General features: G+C 54.2%; 24 protein-coding genes. 19 read left to right on the plus strand and 5 right to left on the minus strand.

Annotated elements, in window-relative coordinates; all coding sequences use genetic code 11:
• Positions 1–27: 27 nt before the first annotated feature.
• A complete protein-coding gene (locus HSS18214_RS0117065) occupies positions 28–330 on the minus strand; it encodes a helix-turn-helix domain-containing protein (RefSeq protein WP_016916490.1) in 303 nt (100 codons plus the stop codon).
• Positions 331–340: 10 nt separating this feature from the next.
• The gene (locus HSS18214_RS0117070; protein ID WP_016916491.1) at positions 341–685 is read right to left on the minus strand and encodes a type II toxin-antitoxin system RelE/ParE family toxin; all 345 of its coding nucleotides are present in this window, start codon (positions 683–685) and stop codon (positions 341–343) included.
• Between the two features lie 192 nt (positions 686–877).
• On the opposite strand from HSS18214_RS0117070, the gene HSS18214_RS0117075 reads away from it, so the two are divergent.
• A complete protein-coding gene (locus HSS18214_RS0117075; RefSeq protein WP_016916492.1) occupies positions 878–1,198 on the plus strand; it encodes a hypothetical protein in 321 nt (106 codons plus the stop codon).
• On the opposite strand, the gene HSS18214_RS0117080 is transcribed toward HSS18214_RS0117075, so the two are convergent.
• Both HSS18214_RS0117080 and HSS18214_RS0117085 read right to left on the minus strand, forming a co-directional pair.
• Positions 1,182–1,793, minus strand: coding sequence for a LysE family translocator (locus tag HSS18214_RS0117080; protein ID WP_016916493.1), 612 nt, complete (start codon positions 1,791–1,793; stop codon positions 1,182–1,184). The genes HSS18214_RS0117075 and HSS18214_RS0117080 overlap by 17 nt on opposite strands.
• Positions 1,794–1,820: 27 nt before the next feature.
• Positions 1,821–2,648, minus strand: a complete 828-nt coding sequence (locus tag HSS18214_RS0117085; protein ID WP_016916494.1) for an AraC family transcriptional regulator — start codon at positions 2,646–2,648, stop codon at positions 1,821–1,823.
• A gap of 175 nt (positions 2,649–2,823) precedes the next feature.
• Here HSS18214_RS0117085 and HSS18214_RS0117090 point away from each other — a divergent pair, with 175 nt between their 5' ends.
• The 14 genes from HSS18214_RS0117090 to HSS18214_RS0117150 all read left to right on the plus strand — a co-directional run bounded on the left by HSS18214_RS0117090 (position 2,824) and on the right by HSS18214_RS0117150 (position 15,314).
• The gene (locus HSS18214_RS0117090) at positions 2,824–3,576 is read left to right on the plus strand and encodes an SDR family oxidoreductase (RefSeq protein WP_016916495.1); all 753 of its coding nucleotides are present in this window, start codon (positions 2,824–2,826) and stop codon (positions 3,574–3,576) included.
• A 55-nt stretch (positions 3,577–3,631) separates the two neighbouring features.
• Complete coding sequence (locus tag HSS18214_RS0117095; protein ID WP_016916496.1) at positions 3,632–4,525, plus strand: dihydrodipicolinate synthase family protein; 894 nt, start codon at positions 3,632–3,634, stop codon at positions 4,523–4,525.
• Positions 4,526–5,077: 552 nt separating this feature from the next.
• Positions 5,078–6,754: a methyl-accepting chemotaxis protein gene (locus tag HSS18214_RS18410; protein WP_040461355.1), complete on the plus strand. Its 1,677-nt coding sequence runs from the start codon at positions 5,078–5,080 to the stop codon at positions 6,752–6,754.
• 208 nt (positions 6,755–6,962) lie between these two features.
• Positions 6,963–8,582, plus strand: coding sequence for an ABC-F family ATP-binding cassette domain-containing protein (locus tag HSS18214_RS0117105; protein WP_016916498.1), 1,620 nt, complete (start codon positions 6,963–6,965; stop codon positions 8,580–8,582).
• Between the two features lie 127 nt (positions 8,583–8,709).
• Entirely contained in the window at positions 8,710–9,045 is a 336-nt protein-coding gene (locus tag HSS18214_RS0117110; protein WP_016916499.1) for a zinc ribbon domain-containing protein YjdM, read from the plus strand.
• A gap of 81 nt (positions 9,046–9,126) precedes the next feature.
• Positions 9,127–9,381: a type II toxin-antitoxin system Phd/YefM family antitoxin gene (locus HSS18214_RS0117115; protein WP_016916500.1), complete on the plus strand. Its 255-nt coding sequence runs from the start codon at positions 9,127–9,129 to the stop codon at positions 9,379–9,381.
• Positions 9,374–9,640, plus strand: coding sequence for a Txe/YoeB family addiction module toxin (locus HSS18214_RS0117120; protein WP_016916501.1), 267 nt, complete (start codon positions 9,374–9,376; stop codon positions 9,638–9,640). Before HSS18214_RS0117115 ends, HSS18214_RS0117120 begins: the two co-directional genes overlap by 8 nt.
• A 144-nt stretch (positions 9,641–9,784) precedes the next feature.
• Positions 9,785–10,996, plus strand: a complete 1,212-nt coding sequence (locus HSS18214_RS18415; RefSeq protein ID WP_016916502.1) for a YbfB/YjiJ family MFS transporter — start codon at positions 9,785–9,787, stop codon at positions 10,994–10,996.
• A 35-nt stretch (positions 10,997–11,031) separates the two neighbouring features.
• On the plus strand, positions 11,032–11,640 hold the full coding sequence (locus tag HSS18214_RS0117130; protein WP_016916503.1) for a glutathione S-transferase N-terminal domain-containing protein: 609 nt from the start codon (positions 11,032–11,034) through the stop codon (positions 11,638–11,640).
• Between the two features lie 324 nt (positions 11,641–11,964).
• Entirely contained in the window at positions 11,965–12,750 is a 786-nt protein-coding gene (locus tag HSS18214_RS0117135) for a carbon-nitrogen hydrolase family protein (protein WP_016916504.1), read from the plus strand.
• 84 nt (positions 12,751–12,834) lie between these two features.
• On the plus strand, positions 12,835–13,155 hold the full coding sequence (locus HSS18214_RS0117140) for a DUF427 domain-containing protein (protein WP_016916505.1): 321 nt from the start codon (positions 12,835–12,837) through the stop codon (positions 13,153–13,155).
• Positions 13,156–13,366: 211 nt separating this feature from the next.
• Positions 13,367–13,759, plus strand: coding sequence for a TIR domain-containing protein (locus HSS18214_RS18945; RefSeq protein WP_083844223.1), 393 nt, complete (start codon positions 13,367–13,369; stop codon positions 13,757–13,759).
• 11 nt (positions 13,760–13,770) lie between these two features.
• On the plus strand, positions 13,771–14,643 hold the full coding sequence (locus HSS18214_RS0117145; protein WP_026002016.1) for a DUF4231 domain-containing protein: 873 nt from the start codon (positions 13,771–13,773) through the stop codon (positions 14,641–14,643).
• A 263-nt stretch (positions 14,644–14,906) separates the two neighbouring features.
• Entirely contained in the window at positions 14,907–15,314 is a 408-nt protein-coding gene (locus HSS18214_RS0117150; protein ID WP_016916507.1) for a hypothetical protein, read from the plus strand.
• A 102-nt stretch (positions 15,315–15,416) separates the two neighbouring features.
• On the opposite strand, the gene HSS18214_RS0117155 is transcribed toward HSS18214_RS0117150, so the two are convergent.
• On the minus strand, positions 15,417–16,415 hold the full coding sequence (locus HSS18214_RS0117155) for an IS5 family transposase (RefSeq protein ID WP_016914710.1): 999 nt from the start codon (positions 16,413–16,415) through the stop codon (positions 15,417–15,419).
• Between the two features lie 82 nt (positions 16,416–16,497).
• Here HSS18214_RS0117155 and HSS18214_RS18420 point away from each other — a divergent pair, with 82 nt between their 5' ends.
• The 4 genes from HSS18214_RS18420 (at position 16,498) to HSS18214_RS19165 (ending at position 20,427) form a co-directional block, all read left to right on the plus strand.
• Complete coding sequence (locus HSS18214_RS18420; protein WP_202801291.1) at positions 16,498–17,964, plus strand: P-loop ATPase, Sll1717 family; 1,467 nt, start codon at positions 16,498–16,500, stop codon at positions 17,962–17,964.
• A gap of 13 nt (positions 17,965–17,977) precedes the next feature.
• Complete coding sequence (locus HSS18214_RS0117165; RefSeq protein WP_016914710.1) at positions 17,978–18,976, plus strand: IS5 family transposase; 999 nt, start codon at positions 17,978–17,980, stop codon at positions 18,974–18,976.
• Positions 18,977–19,096: 120 nt separating this feature from the next.
• The gene (locus HSS18214_RS19160; protein WP_371827800.1) at positions 19,097–19,702 is read left to right on the plus strand and encodes a P-loop ATPase, Sll1717 family; all 606 of its coding nucleotides are present in this window, start codon (positions 19,097–19,099) and stop codon (positions 19,700–19,702) included.
• Between the two features lie 386 nt (positions 19,703–20,088).
• On the plus strand, positions 20,089–20,427 hold the full coding sequence (locus HSS18214_RS19165; protein ID WP_156808551.1) for a hypothetical protein: 339 nt from the start codon (positions 20,089–20,091) through the stop codon (positions 20,425–20,427).
• The last annotated feature ends 25 nt before the right edge of the window (positions 20,428–20,452 follow it).

Here is a 20,452-nt window from a genome sequence, read left to right on the forward strand (position 1 = left end):
GCGTTATGAAGGCTTGAGGAGAGAAAGTCAGACGGGGAATCCGTGATGGCTGCCGTCGGGTAGCTCAATATCCACTCGGACACGGCCTCCCAGCGCCTCGACGTAGCGTTTTAGAGAGCTAAGGCGCATGTCCTGGCCTACTTTCTCAAGGCCTGCAATCGTGGGTTGTGTAACCCCCATGGCACCGGCGAGGTCTGCCTGGGTTTTTTCTGCCAGCTGGCGAATTTCGGCAAGCCTAATGTCCAGCAACATATCACCTGCTTTCGCCTTGGCCGCTGCTACTACTTCCGGTTTTTCCTGCGCCAGCAAGTCTTCTAATTTTCTTGCCATGATGCTCACCTCACTTCAGCGTTTCCAGATGCGCCGCATATTCACGGTCCGCTACTGGTATCATTTCGTCGTAAAACCGCTTGTCATTCCCGCCTTTGTCACCAGCACATAAAATGATGCCTGCGCGAGTAGGGTCAAAAGCAAAAAAAGCTCTGAGGGGGCGACCACGGCTCTGAATCCGTAACTCTTTCATGTTGGTAAATTGCGAGCCTTTGACCGTATCCGCATGAGGGCGAGATAGCATGGGGCCTCGTTCCTGAAGTAGTAGAACCGAGGCCAGTACATTCTCACGGTCAGCATCGTCGAGTGAGAAAAACCACTCTTCAAAAATTGCCGTTTGTTCTATCGCCCACATAGCCCCTCCCTAGTATAGCTTTTAATCTATATAGGCAATGGCCTATTTTCAAGGGGCTCATCTAAAAAATAGGGTACGAAACGGTGGGTACGGAAGCTCCATTCTTCACTTGTCGGTGTCTTTAGAAAACAGGCATCATCCACGTTTGAGGGTGGCGGGATAACGTCACGTGTATTCAAACAGAGGAAAACCATGGGCAAGTTCTTTTCGTTGCTGGTGCTGCTGGGGTTGGGCTATGCAGGTATCTATTTCTATTACGGCGTGGTGATCGAGCGGGAGGTCGAGCAGCAGCTGGCATCCCGTGGCCTGACCTCGGTCAGCGTGGATAACGTCGAGTATGGCCTGCTGGCGCCGGTCAGCAACAGCGCCAATATCGCCGTCACCGTGGGGTATCGTGGCTCCCAGGCGGCGGTCAACGTGCGCGTGCAAGGCCACCCGCTGTGGTCCGATGAGGTGACGGTACAGCTGGATGGCCTGCAAGCCCTGCGTTTGGGGATCAGCTTCGGGCAGTAACCACGAGCCAAACGTGTTCATGGCCAATCGATACCGCTACGGCTACCAGTAGCCCCGCCATGACCCAGTTGAACCCTTTGATCAGCCTGGGCTGCCTGACACGCTGGCCAAGCAGGCTGCCTATCACCACATAGCTGCCGGGGGCACCTGCCGCCAGTGCGGCCAGCCCCAGTGCCCAGATAAACAGGCTCATGCCCTGAATACCCTCGGCAGGAAACTGCAGCGTCGCGATGGGCAGTGTCGCGACCATGGCTTTAGGGTTGAGTAACTGCATCATCAGGCCATCACGAAAACTGAGCATGCGTGGTGCCGGGGCGTGGGTATCCAGGGTGGCATTGGCGCGGGCCACCTTGTAGGCCAGATACAGGATATAAGCGCAGCCGAGCGCGCTGAGCAGCACCAGGGAGTCTTGAGATATCCAGGCGGCTCCCGCCCACCCCAACACCAGCAAGTACAGCAGCATGGCCAGCCCCACGCCCAGGCAAAACCCCAGCGAGGTTTTACCCTGCCCGTTGATACCGACATTCAACCCCAACAGATTCACAGGCCCAGGCGTGTACATGACGCCCAGGGCATAGGCGACGATTGCTAACATGAGAAAACCTCTAGGTGGACGTGATGCTTAACGCGTGATGTCGCGTTGGTACTGGAAAGGGGTCATGCCATAGATGCGTTTGAAACGGCGGTTGAAGTGGCTCAAATCCGCAAAGCCGAAACGCAGCGCTATCTCGGTGAGTGGCGCGCCCTGGTCGAGCGCGGAGCGGGCGGCGTTCACGCGGCAATTGATCACGTATTGATGAGGGGTCATGCCGAACTGTTGGCGAAATAGCCTCAAAAAGTGGTACTTCGACAAATGCGCGGCTTGGCTGATGTCGTCCAGCGAGATATCTGCCTCAAGATGCTCATGAATATACGTTTTGGCGTGGCCCAACAGCGTGTCTGGGCGGTTGGTGCGTTGGCCAGTCACCATGTGCCCGCCAAGCTGAACCATGCGCTCGATCACGCGATACAGCGCGTTTTCCTGGTCGATGCAGCTGCCCGCTTGATGCGTGGTCAGGCGTGCGACTTCCTGTATCGCCTGGCGCAGCAGCGGGTCGTGAATGAGCGTACTCCGGGAACGAAACGGTGACGTTTGTGGGCGGCCAAGCAGCTCCTCGAACAGCGGCAACACTTGGTTGGGATGCACGTATACCATCACGTAGCCCAAAGCCTGCTCACCGCCAGCGTGGCCGTCATGAACCTCTTCTGGGTTGAACAGAATCACGTTGCCCGGTGGGCTACGATGAAACTGCCCGCCGCTGAAGAAATCCTGTCGCCCCGCCAGCGTCACCCCAAAGGCGTACTCCTCGTGGGCATGACGGTCATAGCTAAAATCCTCGATGGCCGCTTTCAAGACGGTCAGTGACGGCACATGATGATTTTTGAAAAACTCGAACTGGCTGCTGCCCATGCCAACCTCCTTGATCACATTCGGCCCATGGCGAGCTTACCCTGACCCGTTTCAGGATATGACGCGGGCGCCAGCGTGGCTTGTACATAATTGCTCAACGGCGGTGTCGGTGTATATTCACTAGACGGTACACAGTGGGCGGCATTCGCAAAACGCTGGCAAACGAGGAGGGCGCATGGCAAACCCCAACGTGGTGGTGATTACCGGCGGGAGTCGAGGCATTGGTGCCGAGACGGCTCGGTTGTTCGCCCGGCATGGCTACGATGTCTGCCTCAACTATGTCGAAAACGACGCGGCCGCCGAGCGTGTGCGCAGTGACATCCTCGCCCTGGGAGTGCGCTGCCTGGCCGTGAAGGCGGATGTGTCGAAAGCCGATGAGGTGGCGAACCTGTTTCGCCAGGTCGATCAGGAACTCGGCACGTTGACGGTGCTGGTCAACAACGCCGCCATTCTCAACACCCAGGCGCGGCTGGTGGATATCTCGCCGGAGCGTTTTGGCAACGTGCTGCAAAAGAACGTCATGAGCTGCTTTCTCTGCTGCAAGGAGGCCGTGCAGCGCATGTCTACCCGCCAGGGCGGCGCGGGCGGCAGTATCGTCAATGTTTCCTCCATGGCCGCCAAAAGCGGCTCGCCCAACGAGTACGTGGATTACGCCGCCTCGAAAGGAGCCGTGGATACCTTGACTCGGGGGTTGGCGCTGGAAGTCGCGGCCGAAGGCATCCGCGTGAATGCAGTGCGTCCCGGCCTCATCTACACCGAGATGCACGCACTCGGCGGTGAGCCTGCCCGCGTAGACCGCTTGAAGTCTCGCATCCCCCTGCAACGGGGTGGCCAGCCCTCCGAAGTGGCAGAAGCCATTGTCTGGCTGGCCAGTGACAAGTCATCCTTTGCCACCGGCACTTTATTGGATCTGGCGGGCGGCCTGTAACGCCCTGACCAGCCCCCCTTGGCTGCCCAGGCAGCGCTCAAAAAAAGGACACCCCATGTTTACCGGCCTGAGTGCGTTTCCGCTGACCCCCATGAACGAGCAGGGCATCAACGAGCAGGAGTTCATCCAGCTAGTGGCCCGGCTGGCCCACGCGAAGGTGGATTCCATCGGCGTGCTGGGCTCTACCGGCAGCTACGCTTATTTGAGCGTGGAGGAGCGGGCCCGCGTGGCCAGGCTGAGCGTGGAAAACGCTGCTGAGGTGCCGGTGGTGGTGGGCATTGGCGCGCTGCGCACCCGGGATGTACTGGCCAACGCCGAACATGCCCAGCAGGCCGGGGCAAGCGGCCTGTTGCTGGCGCCGGTGTCTTACCAGAAGCTCACCGATGACGACGTGTACAACCTGTTCAGTACCGTCAGCCGCGCCATCAGCGTGCCGCTGTGCGTGTACGACAACCCCGGCACCACCCACTTCACCTTCAGCGATGAGCTGCACGGGCGCATTGCCGAGTTGCCCCTGGTGCGCTCCATCAAGATTCCACCGGTGCCCAACGATCTGCACGAAGCCAGTGCCCGGGTGGCGCGGCTGCGGGCGCTGATTCCCGAGGACGTGACCATCGGCATCAGCGGCGACCCCGCCGCCGCCACGGGCCTGCTGGCCGGCTGCGAGGCATGGTACTCGGTGTTCGGTGGGCTCTACCCGGAACACGCGCTGGCGCTGACCCGCGCCGCCCAGGAGGGAGACACCGAACAGACCCTGGCCCACTCCAACGCGCTGGCAGCGCTATGGGCGCTTTACCATGAACATGGCGGCAGCCTGCGGGTGGCCGCGACCATGGCCGAACTCACTGGCCGCGTGAGCGCCCCCTGCCTGCCCCAGCCGCTGAATACCCTGCAAGGGCAGGCACGCCAGCAGGTGAAGGCGGTGATCGAGGCGCTGGGGCTTGGTTAAACCGCACCAAGCGGTTGGCATGGCAGGTGACAAACCGGACACGTGTCTCTGTGAGCGTAAAATGGCTCATTAGAAATGCTGTTAGTGTTCCCTGAAGTGTCGAAGCGTCGTTTTTAGTGGGCTCTCGGCTCGCAAGCGTTTATGGCCAACTCCATTTCTCACTAGCGAGCTAATTAAAAAAGTGTTCTAGCAGTGAGGCGCGCTTATTGCTTAGTGTTTTAAAGTAAGGGGGTAAAGATACGTAAAGATATTGGTTCTCATCTAAGATATTTTGCAAGTGTCTGTCGTTTATGGAGTTGATGATTTTTTACGTTTTTAGCGATGATTTTTGTAAGAGATTTGCCATGGGTTTTGTAAGATATTTGCTATCTGTTGCGTAAGACATCGCCCCGTAGCTTCGTAAGACATTGCCTACTCCGGTAAGCGTCCGATGCCCCCACCAATGGATAACTGAAATGGCGTCTTGCTAACGTGCTTTTTGCACGTTTATAGATGCCATTGCTTTTCACTTGCCAAAGCGCACCGCTGCGGAACTGATGAGAAATAATCGCCATGCTATACCTAAAAAAAAGTGTCAAAAGACGGCTGGCTGTGAGTTTGGGGGCCTGTGTTCTAATGCTGATCGCCGTGGGGGTGTTCGGGCTATATCATTTAAGTAAGATGAACGATGCCATTACGCGCACGTTCGAAGCCAACGTGCTGACGCTGGTCGATTTGGGAAAGGTGAACGAAGCGCTGCTCAGTACGAGAGTGAAAATCACCGCAGAACAACGCGACCGCAACCCGGCCTCCGCCGTGACGACACAGCAAGAAGTGGCCGAAAACGATGCGATTATCGATGCCGCTTGGAACGATTATTTCCCCCAGCGGGTGTCTGATGACGTAGAGCGTGGTATCGCCGAAGAATTCATCACGTCTCTGGCGGTGCTGCGTGCAGGGATCGACGAAATCAACGCAGCGATGGTCGGCAATGATTTTGATGCGGCACGCCGCATCGCCACCACGACGTTACGGGCAGCCTACCCGCAAGTGCTCGATGCGCTTCATTCGCTAATCGATATCAATAGTGCCCAAGCATCGGCCTCTCACCAGCAAACGTCCCATGAATACGTATGGACACGCAACATCGTCATTGGCGTGATTGCCGGGGCAGTGTTCGTGAGCGTTCTGCTGGCAATATGGTTGATCAAAGGCATCATGACACCGCTGGGCAAGGCGCAAGCGCTGGCCAACGCCATGGCGGAGGGCAAGCTGGACAACGACATCAATATCACCTGTAAAGATGAATTTGGCGACATGCTCAAGGCATTGAAGGCCATGGAGATGAAGGTCTCCCAGGTGGTGATGTCCGTTCGGCACAATGCCGAGTCGGTCAATGGGGCGGCTGAAGAGATTGCCCATGGCACCGAAGATCTGAGCAGCCGAACGCAGCAACAGGCCGCCAGCATCGAAGAGACCGCCGCCTCGATGGATGAAATCACTTCTACCGTTCGGCAGAACGCGGACAACGCCTCTGAAGCCGAAAAGCTCGTTTACGAAGTGACGCAACAAGCCAATGCAGGGGGTGAAATCGCCAGTAACGCGGTGAATGCAATGGAAGGCATCAATGCATCGAGCCGCAAGATTGCCGGTATCGTTGGCTTGATCGATGAAATCGCTTTCCAGACCAACTTATTGGCGCTCAATGCCTCGGTGGAAGCCGCTCGTGCAGGCGAGCAGGGCCGTGGCTTTGCGGTGGTAGCGGGCGAGGTACGTAACCTGGCGGGGCGCAGTGCCAACGCGGCGAAGGAGATCAAGCAACTGGTGGAAGAAAGCATCGATCTAGTCGGCAACGGGTCTACTCTCGTCAATCAGGCGGGCAAAGCGCTGGAAGACATTGTCAGCGGTGTTCAGCGTGTCTCCTTGTTGATGGGTGAAATCGCGACAGCCAGCCACGAGCAGTCTCAAGGGATCGATCAGGTCAACACGGCCATCGCTCAAATGGACAGTGTTACCCAGCTGAACGCAAGCCTGGTGGAAGAGTCCAGTGCGGCAGGCCATTCTCTCCAAATGCAAGCCGAAGCATTATTGAAAGAGGTCTCGTTCTTCAAGGGAGCAACCACTGGGCAGCATCAGGCTGCGCTGCCTGCTACCGCTCGACGCCATGACAGCCAGCCCAAGGCCACCCAGCGGTTGACCACGCACGTGCTCGGGAATCCCCACAACAAAGAAGAGTGGGCATCTTTCTAAGCCCATGAACCAAAAGCGCCCCCCGCCGGGGGCGCTTTTGGTCATGTGGCCATTGATGTGTCGCCGTGACTGTTTGTATGATGGTGTTTCTCTTCACGCCAAACAGAGGTAGTTGTCCAATGAACCATTGATGCCCGCCGTTGCAATGACGGCCAGTCTCCGTGAGCCCCTGACATAGGGGGAGTACTTGGCATCGCTGGAATTCATCATGACCACTACCCATCTCACCCTGCAGGGTGTTTCCTACGTTTTGCCGGATGGCAGACCGCTTTTCACTGACCTTCACCAGCAGTTCGATACGCAACCCACTGGGCTGGTGGGGCGCAACGGTGCGGGTAAAACGGTATTGGCCCGCATCCTCGCAGGGCTGTTAGAACCGACCACTGGCGTCTGCCAGCGTCCCAGTCGGGTACACTATCTTGCCCAGCAAGTGGCCGTGCCGAAAACGGCATCCGTTGCTGCGCTGGCCGGTATTCAGCCCACCCTGGAGGCGCTGGCACGCATCGAGGCGGGTAGTACGGCCATGGAGGATTTCGTGGCCGTGGAAGAGCGGTGGGACATGCCCCAGCGATTTCGCCATGCACTCGAGCGCAACGGCCTGGATCATCTCGAAGCGACCACACCGGCCAGCGTACTAAGCGGTGGCGAGGCCATGCGGGTTGCCTTAATGGGCGCCATGCTCTCCAATGCCGACTTTTTGATACTCGATGAGCCAAGCAATCATCTCGACCGACCCAGCCGCCAGGCGCTTATCGAACAACTGCAGCGCTGGTCGCGTGGGCTGATCGTGGTCAGTCATGATCGGCAACTGCTGTATACCCTGGAACGTATCGTAGAACTGGCCCCCACAGGGCTGCGTAGTTATGGCGGTAACTACACCTTCTATGCCGAGGCGAAAGCACACGAGCAGCAAAGCGCCATTGACCAACTCAATAGGCACAAGCTGGAGCGCCAACGCCAAGAAAGGGCGATGCGCAAGCAGCGTGAACGCCAGGAAAAACGCCAGGCCCGAGGAAATCGGCAGGGCAAGGAAGCCAATCAGGCCAGGGTGATTCTGGATGGCCAGCAAGAGCGCAGCCAAAACGCACTGGGCGCGCTGCGCCAGCAATACACGGCCAGCCGTGAACAGCTCAACCAGCAGGTGAGAGAAGCCGCCAGGCACGTTGAAAGCGCGGCGCATATCACCCTGCATGAGCTACCCATCCCCCAAGTCGCACAGCGCCGCTTGGTCACTCTGGAAAACGCCGAGCTACCTTTCGTTACAGGCGCGACGCGTTATATCAGCCTGCTGCTGCAAGGGCGGCAGCGTTTGGGTATCGTGGGCTCCAACGGCTGTGGTAAATCGACACTGCTGCGCATGCTGGCAGGTCAGATCGAAGCCGTGTCTGGAACCTGCAAGGTAACAGCTGAAAGTGCCTACCTCGACCAGCGTCTGGCAAATCTTGAGCCGCATAAAACCTTGCTTGAACAGCTGCAGGAGACGAACCGCTCGACAACAGAAGGCACACTGCGCATGCGACTGGCCCAGTTGGGCCTGGATGCGCAGAAAATCACCCAGCCCAGCGGGCATCTCAGTGGCGGCGAGCGCCTGAAAGGCGCGCTGGCCTGTATCCTCTACGCCGACTCGCCGCCATCACTACTGCTGCTCGACGAGCCCAGCAACCACCTCGACCTTCCCTCCGCCCAGGCGCTGGAAACCCTGTTACGGAGCTATCAAGGCGCTTTGGTGGTGGTCTCTCATGACGATGCGTTTCTGGAGGAATTGGCACTGACTGACCGCCTCAAGGCAACCCGACAAGGCTGGTGCCTGGAGCCTGAGCAACTTTGACTGCTTATGCTTGCACCGGTTTCTCCACGCTCTCCGCTTTGCCAGGCTGAGCGCGCCTGGCATTCGCCAAAGGTTCGCAGGCTCAGTATCATAAGCGGCCTACACCAACTCAAAGAAGCCACTGCTCATGTCTTGCCCACCGTGCCCCCGCTGCCAATCCGAATTCGTCTACCAGGACCAACGCCTGTTCATCTGCCCCGAATGCGCCCACGAATGGAACCCTGAAGAAGCCGCCGCCGAAGAGGCCGTGAACGTTGCCGATGCCCACGGCACGCCGCTGGCCGAAGGCGACAAGGTCACGCTGATCAAGGATCTCAAGGTGAAAGGTAGCTCTCTGGTGCTCAAGATCGGCACCAAGGCCGTCATCAAGCGGCTAAAAGAGGGCAAAGACCACCAGCTGGACTGCAAGGTAGACGGCGCAGGCGACATGATAGTGACCGCGCAGTTTGTGAAGAAGGCTTGATGAAGCATTATGTGCTCTAAGCTGTACAGGTTGGCGTGCGGTCGCTAAACTTGTACCGTGAATGGTACAAGTGAGGTGTGTATGAAAATCGTGTCTTTTACAGAAGCGAGGAATGGCTTGAAAGCCGTGCTGGATGGCGTTGTGAATGATGCAGACACCACCGTGATCACGCGCAGGGATGCTGAAGATGCCGTTGTGATGTCACTGGATTATTACAATAGCCTCATGGAAACAGTGCACCTGCTTCGTTCACCTGGTAATGCTGAGCATCTTTACCGCTCAATAGCGCAATACCGTGCTGGCCAGACAAGCGCACGAGCGTTAATGGATGAGTAGCCAACGGCTATTGTGCTGGACAGATGAGGCCTGGAACGACTACGTCTATTGGCAAGGTCAGGATAAGAAAACCCTCAAGCGCATCAACAAGCTGATCAACGATGTAAAGCGCTCTCCCTTTGAGGGAATCGGTAAGCCAGAGCCCTTAAAAGAAAATCTGGCGGGCTTTTGGTCTCGACGCATCGATGACACCAATCGGCTTGTTTACGCAGTCGATCAACATGCCATCACGGTCATTTCATGCCGCTATCACTATTAGCCTGAAACTGACCTTGCCTCTGGGAGTCAGTCCGCCTTGCGGGAGGTGGCTTTAGCCCGCGACCATGCTAGCCGCCAGGCCGCCTTCAGTACCATGGCGCTTGCCCAACTGCCCATCCAGGCGACACCACCAGGAACTGGCGTGATGAAGCGAACACTCACTACCGACGATCTGCCCGCGTTAATGACCGGCATCATGGCGACCCTGGCGGCGATAGGTATTGCTCGCTTCGCCTATACGCCGCTATTGCCTGCGATCATTCAGCAAGGGTGGTTTACCGCAAGCCAGGGTGCTTACCTGGGGGCGGCCAACCTGTTGGGGTATTTTATCGGCGCGCTTGCCGCCCACTCACTGAGCGAGCGTTTTGCGCCGCGCTGGGTGTTGGCGGCAAGCTTTGCGGGTATCGGGCTCAGCTTCCTGCTTTGCGCCGGGGCGGGTGGTTTTCACTGGTTCTTCTTCTGGCGGCTGGTCTCGGGGGTAGGCGGGGGGATCTTGATGGTCGTGGGCCCCTCGCTGGCGCTGGCGGCCACGCCCCCGGAAAGGCGAACCCGTGTCGGTGCCCTGGTGTTTACCGGTATCGGGTTTGGAGCGCTGCTTTCCGCCCTCGTGGTGCCGTCACTGCTCGGGGTAAGCCTCTCGCTCACCTGGGGTGCGCTGGGGCTGCTCTGTTTGGCGGCTGGCCTGTCGTGCGACTGGGGCGTTGCGCGCTTGCCCTCACGCCCTGTGACAAGCCCTGTAGCAAACCCGGTGGGTAATAGCCCCGTTGGGTATGCGGGGGTAAAGTGGGTGGTGGTGCTGGTCATCGGCGCTTACGCGCTGGATGCGGTGGGGTTCGTGCCCCACACCGTGTTCTGGGTGGACTACCTCGCCAGGGAGCATGCCCTGGGCCATCAAGCCGCTTCCCTGCAATGGGGAATCTTCGGGCTGGGTGCCCTGTGCGGGCCGTTCATGGTGGGGGCGCTGGCCCAGCGCGTGGGGTGGCAAGGGGGCTTGATGATCGCCTTTACGGCCAAGGCCGCTGCCGTCATGCTCCCGGTGTTCTCGCTTGCCCTGCTCAGCCAGTCGGTTTCCTCGTTCATGGTGGGGGCGATGATTCCCGGCATCGTGGCCCTTACCTCTGGCCGCCTGGCCGAGCTGGTCGGGCCCACCGCCCACAAGCAGCTCTGGGGGCGAGCCACGGCCGCTTTCGCCGCCGCCCAGGCAGGGGCAGGCTATGCCATGTCGGCGCTGTTTGGCATGTGGGGCAGCTACACGCCGCTCTTCATCATCAGCGGCATGGCGCTTGCCCTTGGCTTGTTGCTGGTACTGATGAGCCGAGGCGTTCAGCACCGCCGCACACATCCTTCTGCCCAATAACCTAACAAGCACTATTCAGACAAAGGGAGGCCACCATGGAACTCTACCTGAACGCAACATCCCCCTATGCGCGGCTGGTGCGCATCGTGTTACTGGAAAAAGGCCTGATGGACGCCGTGACGCTCAAGTGGTGCGACCCCTGGGCCGACGATGCCGACCTTCTGAAGGCCAACCCCGCCGGGCGCATCCCCGCACTGGTAACGGAGGAGGGCACCACGCTCAGCGAATCCATGCTGATTGCCATGTACCTGGACAGCCTGGACAATGGAAAGCCCAACCCGCCCATGCTGCCCACCCCGTTGAGTGACGTACTGCACCTGGCAGGCCTGGGCCAAAACCTCATGGATGCCGCATTCACCACCGTGATTGCCCGCAAGCACTATGGCCAAGAGATCGACCAAAGCGAGCTGGGCCAACGCCGGGCAAGGGCCATGCAGCGGCTGTTGGAGCAACTGAATAGCGAGCTGAGCGGCAACCCCACGGCCGCATCGATCCACCTGGGCGACATCGCCATCGCCGTCGCGCTGGAATACCTCGCCTTCCGGCTGCCAGAAATACGCTGGAAAGAAGCGCACCCCCAGCTTGCCGCGTGGCATGCGGCCCTAACAGCGCGGGCAAGCTTCCAGCAAACCACCTTCACCTAGCCCCCCGTGGGAGGCCGCTTCAGCCCGCGACCACCTCCCCCATAGGTGAACCAGCCCTGTGGGAGGTGGCTTCAGCCCGCGACCAACTCCCCCAAAAGGTGAACCCGCCCCGTGGGAGGCGGCTTCAGCCCGCGACCACCTCCCCCAGAGGTGAGCCATCCCCGTGGGAGGTGGCTTCAGCCCGCGACCAACCCCCCCAGGGTTGAACCCGCCCCGTGGGAGGCGGCTTCAGCCCGCGACCACCTCCCCCAGGGTTGAACCCGCCCTGTGGGAGGTGGCTTTAGCCCGCGACCATTCCAGCACCCAGCCAGCCAAGGGAAAAAAGTGAACAACAAAGCCATCACCATTGCACTCGCCCAACTGCCCATCAGCAAAGCAGCGGTAGACGACAACCTGCAAACGCACCTGGGCTACGTGGAACGCGCCGCAGCGCTAGGGGCCAACGTGGTGGCCTTTCCCGAACTCTCGCTGACCGGCTACGAGCTGGCGCTACTCAGCCAACTGGCCATGCCCCGCGACGATACAATCTTTGCCGCCCTCACTGCCGCTGCCGTAGCCGCCAGCATAGTGGTGATCGCAGGCTGCCCACTGCACAACCCCAACGGCAAACCCTACATCGCAGCGGTGATCTACTTCCCCAACGGTGAACACACTTTCTACCTGAAACAGCACCTGCACGAAGGGGAAGAGGTTTACTGTACCCCCGGTTGTGGTAGTGGCCTGATCGACATCAGCGGCACCCGCATCGCCCTGGCCGTGTGCGCCGACTTCACCCACCCAAGCCACGCCGCCACCGCCGCCGCGCAGCAGGCGGACGTTTACCTCGCCAGCGCGCTGATCTCCCCAGGCGGCTATGCCTACGATGCCGAGCTGCTCGCCGCCATCGCAAAACGCCACCAACTTCCGGTACTGCTCGCCAACCACATTTCCACCACAGGCGGCTGGCAAACCTGCGGCAATAGCGGCGGCTGGAACGCTGCAGGTGAGCTAGCGGTAAGCGCCAATGGCACTCAGCCCTGCCTGGTGCTGTGTCGTATTCACCAGGGTGCCATAAGCGCTAGCGTGGAAGTGATGACTCACCATCCTTCCAAAGCATCCATTATCGACTAAAAACTAAGCTTTCGAGGTAGGCTTAACCCATGTTTGCTGCTAGGCTCAAAGTATTAGAGCGAATAACGCCGCAGGGACAACACGATGCAGAATGCCCGCATAACGCTTCACCCTACCAACAAGCGCATGCAAGTGCAGGTGGACGGCATTCTGCTAGCCGACTCTAGCAATACGCTTGAACTTCGCGAACACGGCTATCCGCCGCGCTACTACTTCCCACGTGACGACGTGCGTATGGACTTACTTACCACTTCGGAAACGACCACTTACTGCCCGTTTAAAGGGCATGCGGTGTATTTTTCGCTGGGTGAGCGGCGGGATATTGCTTGGAGTTATGAGGAGCCGATTGAGGGGGGGGAGGCTATAGCGGGTAGGGTTGCGTTTTATGAGGAAGTAAGCGAATGACGCCTTTCGATCCAAAGCGGTTACCGGTAAATGCAGTGAGCGCGAATGTTGGACATGCTGTCTAGTTAAAATTAATTTTTTTGCCTGCAATAATCGCATTTCGTAGGCTAGATCTGCTGGATAAACGTGCTGGCACGTTTATCAAATCATAAAGTAGGAAGTTTTATCCCTTTTATACCAACAATTCACCATAGTAACGGAGATATCGTAAATGCCAAATGTAGTTTTTTTTAGTTTTAAAGAAGAAGATCGTGGGGTGGTTTTGACGATCAAAGGCCGTGCTGTAAATCCAAATTATAGTGCATTGAGTTTTCGAGTACGTGATCTACTGAAGCGCTGGAAAACAGAAAATGAAAGCGTAATTAAGCAAGCCATTTCAAAAAGTATAACTGGTACATCTAGGACTATCGTCTTTGTAGGTTCTGACACGTGGAAAAGTTACTGGGTCCCACATGAGGTGCAGATGACATTAGACCGAGACAAACCAGTTTACGCGATTAGGCTTAATGGTATTCAGGGTGCCATTCCTCGTTGTCTTACAGACAACGGCATAACAGTTCATGCATGGAGTGAAGCTAAACTGCAGGAACTGGCTACGAAATAGGAGGCTTCCCCGTGGAGCATAAAGATTACCCCGGGCTCTATCGAGCTGCAGACAGGGCCTCTGTAGAAGCACAGTCCGCATACCTTCGCTCTTTTAAGTGGCACATGGTTACTTTGATAACGGGTGCTGCTCTTGCAGTTAACCCAGCTCCCCATGCAGTGTACTCACTTGTCAATGCAGCCGTTTTTCTGGCCGCTCTTGGAATCTCGGTTTTAATTGCCTCAAAACGCTATGAAAAATCTTGGTACAGTGCCCGCGCTGTTGCAGAGTCTGTTAAAACGGCTACATGGCGCTATATGATGCGTGCTGACCCCTTCTTGGACGCAAGTTCCGTCAATGAGGTAAATAACGTTCTGCGAAAGATGCTAGAAGGAATACTCTCGTCTAATAACCAGATTGGTGACCTTCTGGGCGGAGACGATTGTGCCCGAGATCAAATAACCGATTTCATGAGAGATACAAGAGCAAAAACCATTGAAGAAAGGCGGCAGCTTTATCTTTCTAGCCGTATTGATGAACAACGCAAGTGGTATGCCACCAAATCAAAATGCAATAAATCAAAGAGCACCCAGTATTTTGTACTCCTTGTAGTTCTTCAGTCAGTTGCTGTGGCGTTGGTTTTAAGTAGAATCGCTTTTCCTGATTGGGAGGTTTGGCCAACGGAAGTTTTTGTTGTTGCTGCTGGCTCTGTAACTGCATGGATGCAACTAAAGAGATTTCAAGAGATCGGCACTGCATATGCATTAACTGCCCATGAAATAGGGATTATTAGAACAAAGATTGCCGAACCTGAGACAGATGAGCTTTTCTCTGATTTTGTGAGAGATGCTGAAAACGCTTTTTCTCGCGAGCATACTCAGTGGATTGCTAAAGTTGAGGTGTAGTTATAAAAAACACTTAGAGCCTGAAGCGGGGTTGCTAAAGTATAGTATAGGTGATTCCGTCCATTGGAGTACTGTGCTGCAGGCTAGTATTTTCAACACTACTAGCTGAATGCATTTATTTTATATATCATATGCGTGGGATAGTTTTCTAGTTTAGATCTTGTGCTAATGTTGATGCAGCTTATAATCTATAAAGTTGTTCGGCTAATGTCTGTTATAAGATTCATATGTTTAGAACTTGGTAAATCTAAAGGGGTGTCAAGATGAGTGAGTTGAATGGATTTTATGCGTATCCATCGCAGCCAGCCGAGTTAGGGCAATGCATAGAAAAGGCAGCTGATGAATATAATCGATCACAGTCGAAAGTTCATGTAAATACGTGGACTCAACTTGATGTAATTGGGCAGTTTATTTCCACAAAAGTTTTGAAAGCAATAGATGATGCCGATTTTCTTATTGCAGATATAACTAATTTGAATTTTAATGTTACTTATGAAATAGGCTATGCAGTTGGAAAGTCAAAAAGAGTGTTGTTAACTAAAAATAAAAGCGTAGAGAGTGATGAGTTGTTGGCAGATAAAGTGGGCATATTCGATACTCTAGGTTTTAGGGAGTATCAAAACTCTCAAGAGCTTAAGGAACCGCTGATCAATTCGTCTCTGAGCGGCTAAAGCACTCAGGGCGGCATATTCACCGCGTCAACGGTCACTTTCTGGCCACGGAAGGTAGCCTTTTTACCCTGGCAGCCTGGTTATCCAGCTGCCAGGCCAGATTCAAGACACACTGGCCCCGTCAGCATGGCCCTGGCATCGTCCAGCCAGCACCAAATTGCCGAGGGCGAACAGGGTGAACAGCTGCGCCTGGTTCCTGGCCAGCCCCTTGTAGCGCACCTTCCGGTAGCCGAAGAGGTTCTTGATGACATGAAACGGGTGCTCGACCTTGGCGCGGATGCTGGCCTTGGCCTTCTCGAATTCCAGCAGCAGCGCTTTCATGGGACTGTCTTCCATCTTCTTGATGGGGCCGCGCTTGGCGGCAACACAGCAGCGGGAGTCCGGGGCATCCTTCTCTTCGTCCAGGTACTTCCACATGCCGGTGTAGCCCGCGTCGCCGTATACCCGCTTGTCATCCTCCCGGACCAGAGCGCCGGTCATGGTGACATCGGCGACGTTGGCCGACGTGGCGGCGACACTGTGGGTCAGTCCGGTGACCGCATCGACACCGATATGGGCCTTCATACCGAAGTAATACTGCTTGCCCTTCCGGGTCTGCTTCATCTCCGGATCGCGCTGCCTGGCCTTGTTCCTGGTGGAGGGGGCCGCCGCCACAATGGTGGCGTCGACGATGGTGCCCTCGCGCATGAACAGGCCCTGCTCGGCCAGGTGGGCGTTGATTTCCTCGAAGATCCGCTGGGTCAGGGCATGCTGCTCCAGCAGGTGACGGAAGCGCAGCAGCGTGGTCGCATCCGGCACACTCTCGATGGCCAGATCGATACCGATGAAGTCACGCATGGCCTGGCTGTCGTAGATGGCATCCTCCAGCGCTTCATCGGCCAGGGCATACCACTGCTGCAGAAAGTAAATGCGCAGCATGCGCTCCAGGCCAATGGGTGGTCGGCCTCGCTTGCCCGCTGAATTCGGGAAGTAGGACGGCGACAGTGCTGCGATCAGCCGTTGCCACGGCACCAGCTTCTCCATCCTGGCAAGAAACCGCTCGCGGCGGGTGACCTTCTTCTTGTTCTGGTGCTCAGCCTGGGCGAATGAGATCTGTTTCATCGGAGTGGCTCTGTCAGCGGGTGTTGGACGACAGGTCAGATTTTACCTCGTCGGTGGCTATGAGGCAGCTCCGACGGGATTTATGCAGCGTTTCCTTAAAAGATTTATTTTGGAAGCTCCCAAAATATCGCCTTTAGAAATTTCATCGTTAATCAATCGTCAAGCACCAGTTTATTTGTTAGAAACACCTCATAAAACAGATTGGTCTGGTCGTATAATTTCTCGGATTAAAAAATCTGGCTATATTTTCCGGAATTTTGATCCAAACGAACAGCCACGCTTGTCTGCTTATGATGCAATAAATCAAGTCGCTTCTTCCTACGGAATAATAGTCCCTCTTTTATCCAAAAGCTCAGCTGGCAATGTTATTCATAACATGCGAGCAGCATTTATAGCAGGGTTGTCAGAAGGAATGAATAAAGCATTTCGCATACTGCAAAGTGGTGATGACCCTGTACCATTGGATTATAGGGATTTTGTGAGTGTAACTTATCATCCTGATGATGTTAATTTGCACATTGCTGACTTTGCTAGTGACGTTGCTAGAGCGTTTCAAGAAAAAACAGAGGAACAAAAATTACCTGAAAGGTCTTTTTTGAAAAATTTAAATTTAGGCTCTTCATCAGCGGAAAATGAAATGCGTGATTTGAACGCATATTATTTGGAAACTGACCAATACCTTAAAGCTTTACGTGGTGAAGCTCATCTTGTCATTGGTAGAAAGGGGTCTGGAAAATCAGCTATTTTTTTGCAAATAAGAGATATTGAGAGAGATAGAAATAGAAGCAAAAATATAGTTTTAGATTTAAAGCCGGATGGTTACAAACTGATAAAATTTAAAGAGAGGATTCTTAAGTTTTTAGAGGAAGGGACTTATTTGCATACGATTACCGCGTTTTGGGAATATGTGTTGCTCCTTGAGATTTGTTATAAAATACTAGAAAAGGATAAAAAAAGGCATATTCATGATCACCTTCTTTACGACGGGTATAGAGCCTTAGCAAATATATACAATGTTGAGGACTATGATTCAGATGGCGATTTTTCTGAACGTATGTCGCAGTTAATGGAGAAAATATATTCAGAGTATGAGTCGATGCATTCAGGGAGAGAAAAAGTTAGCCTGTCTTCATCAGATCTTACGCAGTTAATATATAAGCATGATGTAAAGGCTCTGCGTCAAGAGTTACTTCGCTATATGGAGCACAAAGGAACTCTTTGGCTTTTATTTGATAATATTGATAATGGCTGGCCTACGTCTGGTTTGGAACATAATGATCTACTAATAATACGCGCTTTGATTGAGGCGACAAGAAAAATTGAACGAGTATTTGGAAAAAAAGATCTCGATATTAAAACGGCAGTTTTTCTGAGAAATGACGTCTATGAACTGCTTGTACAAGAAACAGCTGATAGAGGAAAAGAAGCAAGTGTTTTATTAGACTGGACAGACCCTGACTTGCTTAGGGAAACGCTGCATAAATCCCGTCGGAGCTGCCTCATAGCCACCGACGAGGTAAAATCTGACCTGTCGTCCAACACCCGCTGACAGAGCCACTCCGATGAAACAGATCTCATTCGCCCAGGCTGAGCACCAGAACAAGAAGAAGGTCACCCGCCGCGAGCGGTTTCTTGCCAGGATGGAGAAGCTGGTGCCGTGGCAACGGCTGATCGCAGCACTGTCGCCGTCCTACTTCCCGAATTCAGCGGGCAAGCGAGGCCGACCACCCATTGGCCTGGAGCGCATGCTGCGCATTTACTTTCTGCAGCAGTGGTATGCCCTGGCCGATGAAGCGCTGGAGGATGCCATCTACGACAGCCAGGCCATGCGTGACTTCATCGGTATCGATCTGGCCATCGAGAGTGTGCCGGATGCGACCACGCTGCTGCGCTTCCGTCACCTGCTGGAGCAGCATGCCCTGACCCAGCGGATCTTCGAGGAAATCAACGCCCACCTGGCCGAGCAGGGCCTGTTCATGCGCGAGGGCACCATCGTCGACGCCACCATTGTGGCGGCGGCCCCCTCCACCAGGAACAAGGCCAGGCAGCGCGATCCGGAGATGAAGCAGACCCGGAAGGGCAAGCAGTATTACTTCGGTATGAAGGCCCATATCGGTGTCGATGCGGTCACCGGACTGACCCACAGTGTCGCCGCCACGTCGGCCAACGTCGCCGATGTCACCATGACCGGCGCTCTGGTCCGGGAGGATGACAAGCGGGTATACGGCGACGCGGGCTACACCGGCATGTGGAAGTACCTGGACGAAGAGAAGGATGCCCCGGACTCCCGCTGCTGTGTTGCCGCCAAGCGCGGCCCCATCAAGAAGATGGAAGACAGTCCCATGAAAGCGCTGCTGCTGGAATTCGAGAAGGCCAAGGCCAGCATCCGCGCCAAGGTCGAGCACCCGTTTCATGTCATCAAGAACCTCTTCGGCTACCGGAAGGTGCGCTACAAGGGGCTGGCCAGGAACCAGGCGCAGCTGTTCACCCTGTTCGCCCTCGGCAATTTGGTGCTGGCTGGACGATGCCAGGGCCATGCTGACGGGGCCAGTGTGTCTTGAATCTGGCCTGGCAGCTGGATAACCAGGCTGCCAGGGTAAAAAGGCTACCTTCCGTGGCCAGAAAGTGACCGTTGACGCGGTGAATATGCCGCCCTGAGTGCTTTAGCCGCTCAGAGACGAATTGATCAGCGGTTCCTTAGAGAGTTGGTAAGGTTGCGAATTATTGCAAATGGATTGGATGATGAAACTGAATTTTTAGAAGCTTGGTTAAAAATAATTGTAAGTCATTATAAAGGTGAAGAGTCATCTCAGTATTTTATAGAAAGGTCACTAATGAGACCAAGATTTTTGCTAAACTTAATCAATCACTGTAAGAGCTTTGCTATTAACTTGAATCATGAGATAATATCCGAGTCCGATATTGAAAAGGGGTTGTCGGCCTACGCATCGGATCTTCTTAGAGACATTGGTTACGAGCTAAGGGATATTGCGCCTGAGTCTGAAAATGTTCTTTATACTTTTATTGGGTGTGAACCAGAACTAAATGAGTCAGATGTATTAGGTTTGATTGCAGAAGGCTCTGAGCCAGGAGAAGTTACGATAAAGATTTTTCAGCTTTTGCTTTGGTACGGGTTCCTTGGGCTTAAGATTAATTCTGATGATCCAAAGTTTATTTATGATTTTAGCTATAATAAAACCTTGATGGATGGGGTTAAGAAAAAATCAAATAACTGTGTTATTTGTATAAATCAAGCGTTTTGGCCGGCGCTTATGATTAAGGTATAGTTATTGAATAATCAAAATAGATTTTATAATTATCTGCAAATTAGATGTGAATTAAATTTTTGATTGTTGACATGAAGATAATTGCTGAGGAATTGGAAGTCACATGGAGTACGCATGCTGGTTTTAGTTCATTTATATACCTGCTGACCTTCATCGAAGTACTCTCATTGAGTAGTTTAATACCCGCGTTTAGCTAAAAACTAAGCGGGTCATTTGTGGATTGTGCTTGTATTAACTAGCTGGCGTGTTTAAGTTATATTTCAAGTAATCATGTTGGTAAAGTTTTGATGATAGAGAATTTTCCTATATGGTGTTTGGTTGCCCTGGTTTTAAATTTTTCCTGATTGAAAATGTGTTTTATTTTTTTAAAAATTAACAGGAGCTTTTTGAACGACATGATTTTCTCTAGTGAAGATGAAAAAATAGCCGTGCAGTATTTTTCTAGATTAACCAACACTGTTGGGGCAGTAGGTTTTGCTTTAGTGTTTTCCATGCTTTCGTTGTCTGAATTTTATGCTTGGTTTGCATTTTTTGTATTTTTTGTATGGTGCTTTTCACAAGCTCAACAATATAGAAAGATGCTTAAACGAGTTTCGCCAAATGCTAGGCCAAGTTTTTGGATTTTTATTAAGCATGGATGGTTATGCCTCTTATCACTAGCTCTAATGATTTCGGTAGCTATAGGCCTTGTCACACAAGATTCTTTTTTTGGATTTGCGTTATAATATTGTATAAAATTTATTACTAAAG

The sequence above is a fragment of the Vreelandella stevensii S18214 genome (assembly GCF_000275725.1).
Taxonomy (GTDB): domain Bacteria; phylum Pseudomonadota; class Gammaproteobacteria; order Pseudomonadales; family Halomonadaceae; genus Vreelandella; species Vreelandella stevensii.

Bases quoted from the DNA above. Each gene is read 5' to 3' on its own strand.
- HSS18214_RS0117165 (WP_016914710.1), top strand. From the start codon at position 17,978: ATGAAACAGATCTCATTCGCCCAGGCTGAGCACCAGAACAAGAAGAAG.
- HSS18214_RS0117065 (WP_016916490.1), bottom strand. From the start codon at position 330: ATGGCAAGAAAATTAGAAGACTTGCTGGCGCAGGAAAAACCGGAAGTA.
- HSS18214_RS0117085 (WP_016916494.1), bottom strand. From the start codon at position 2,648: ATGGGCAGCAGCCAGTTCGAGTTTTTCAAAAATCATCATGTGCCGTCA.
- HSS18214_RS0117070 (WP_016916491.1), bottom strand. From the start codon at position 685: ATGTGGGCGATAGAACAAACGGCAATTTTTGAAGAGTGGTTTTTCTCA.
- HSS18214_RS0117140 (WP_016916505.1), top strand. From the start codon at position 12,835: ATGCAGAATGCCCGCATAACGCTTCACCCTACCAACAAGCGCATGCAA.
- HSS18214_RS0117130 (WP_016916503.1), top strand. From the start codon at position 11,032: ATGGAACTCTACCTGAACGCAACATCCCCCTATGCGCGGCTGGTGCGC.
- HSS18214_RS18420 (WP_202801291.1), top strand. From the start codon at position 16,498: ATGCAGCGTTTCCTTAAAAGATTTATTTTGGAAGCTCCCAAAATATCG.
- HSS18214_RS0117155 (WP_016914710.1), bottom strand. From the start codon at position 16,415: ATGAAACAGATCTCATTCGCCCAGGCTGAGCACCAGAACAAGAAGAAG.
- HSS18214_RS0117115 (WP_016916500.1), top strand. From the start codon at position 9,127: ATGAAAATCGTGTCTTTTACAGAAGCGAGGAATGGCTTGAAAGCCGTG.
- HSS18214_RS18945 (WP_083844223.1), top strand. From the start codon at position 13,367: ATGCCAAATGTAGTTTTTTTTAGTTTTAAAGAAGAAGATCGTGGGGTG.
- HSS18214_RS0117080 (WP_016916493.1), bottom strand. From the start codon at position 1,793: ATGTTAGCAATCGTCGCCTATGCCCTGGGCGTCATGTACACGCCTGGG.
- HSS18214_RS18415 (WP_016916502.1), top strand. From the start codon at position 9,785: ATGAAGCGAACACTCACTACCGACGATCTGCCCGCGTTAATGACCGGC.
- HSS18214_RS0117095 (WP_016916496.1), top strand. From the start codon at position 3,632: ATGTTTACCGGCCTGAGTGCGTTTCCGCTGACCCCCATGAACGAGCAG.
- HSS18214_RS0117105 (WP_016916498.1), top strand. From the start codon at position 6,963: ATGACCACTACCCATCTCACCCTGCAGGGTGTTTCCTACGTTTTGCCG.
- HSS18214_RS0117150 (WP_016916507.1), top strand. From the start codon at position 14,907: ATGAGTGAGTTGAATGGATTTTATGCGTATCCATCGCAGCCAGCCGAG.
- HSS18214_RS0117075 (WP_016916492.1), top strand. From the start codon at position 878: ATGGGCAAGTTCTTTTCGTTGCTGGTGCTGCTGGGGTTGGGCTATGCA.
- HSS18214_RS0117110 (WP_016916499.1), top strand. From the start codon at position 8,710: ATGTCTTGCCCACCGTGCCCCCGCTGCCAATCCGAATTCGTCTACCAG.
- HSS18214_RS0117120 (WP_016916501.1), top strand. From the start codon at position 9,374: ATGAGTAGCCAACGGCTATTGTGCTGGACAGATGAGGCCTGGAACGAC.
- HSS18214_RS0117090 (WP_016916495.1), top strand. From the start codon at position 2,824: ATGGCAAACCCCAACGTGGTGGTGATTACCGGCGGGAGTCGAGGCATT.
- HSS18214_RS18410 (WP_040461355.1), top strand. From the start codon at position 5,078: ATGCTATACCTAAAAAAAAGTGTCAAAAGACGGCTGGCTGTGAGTTTG.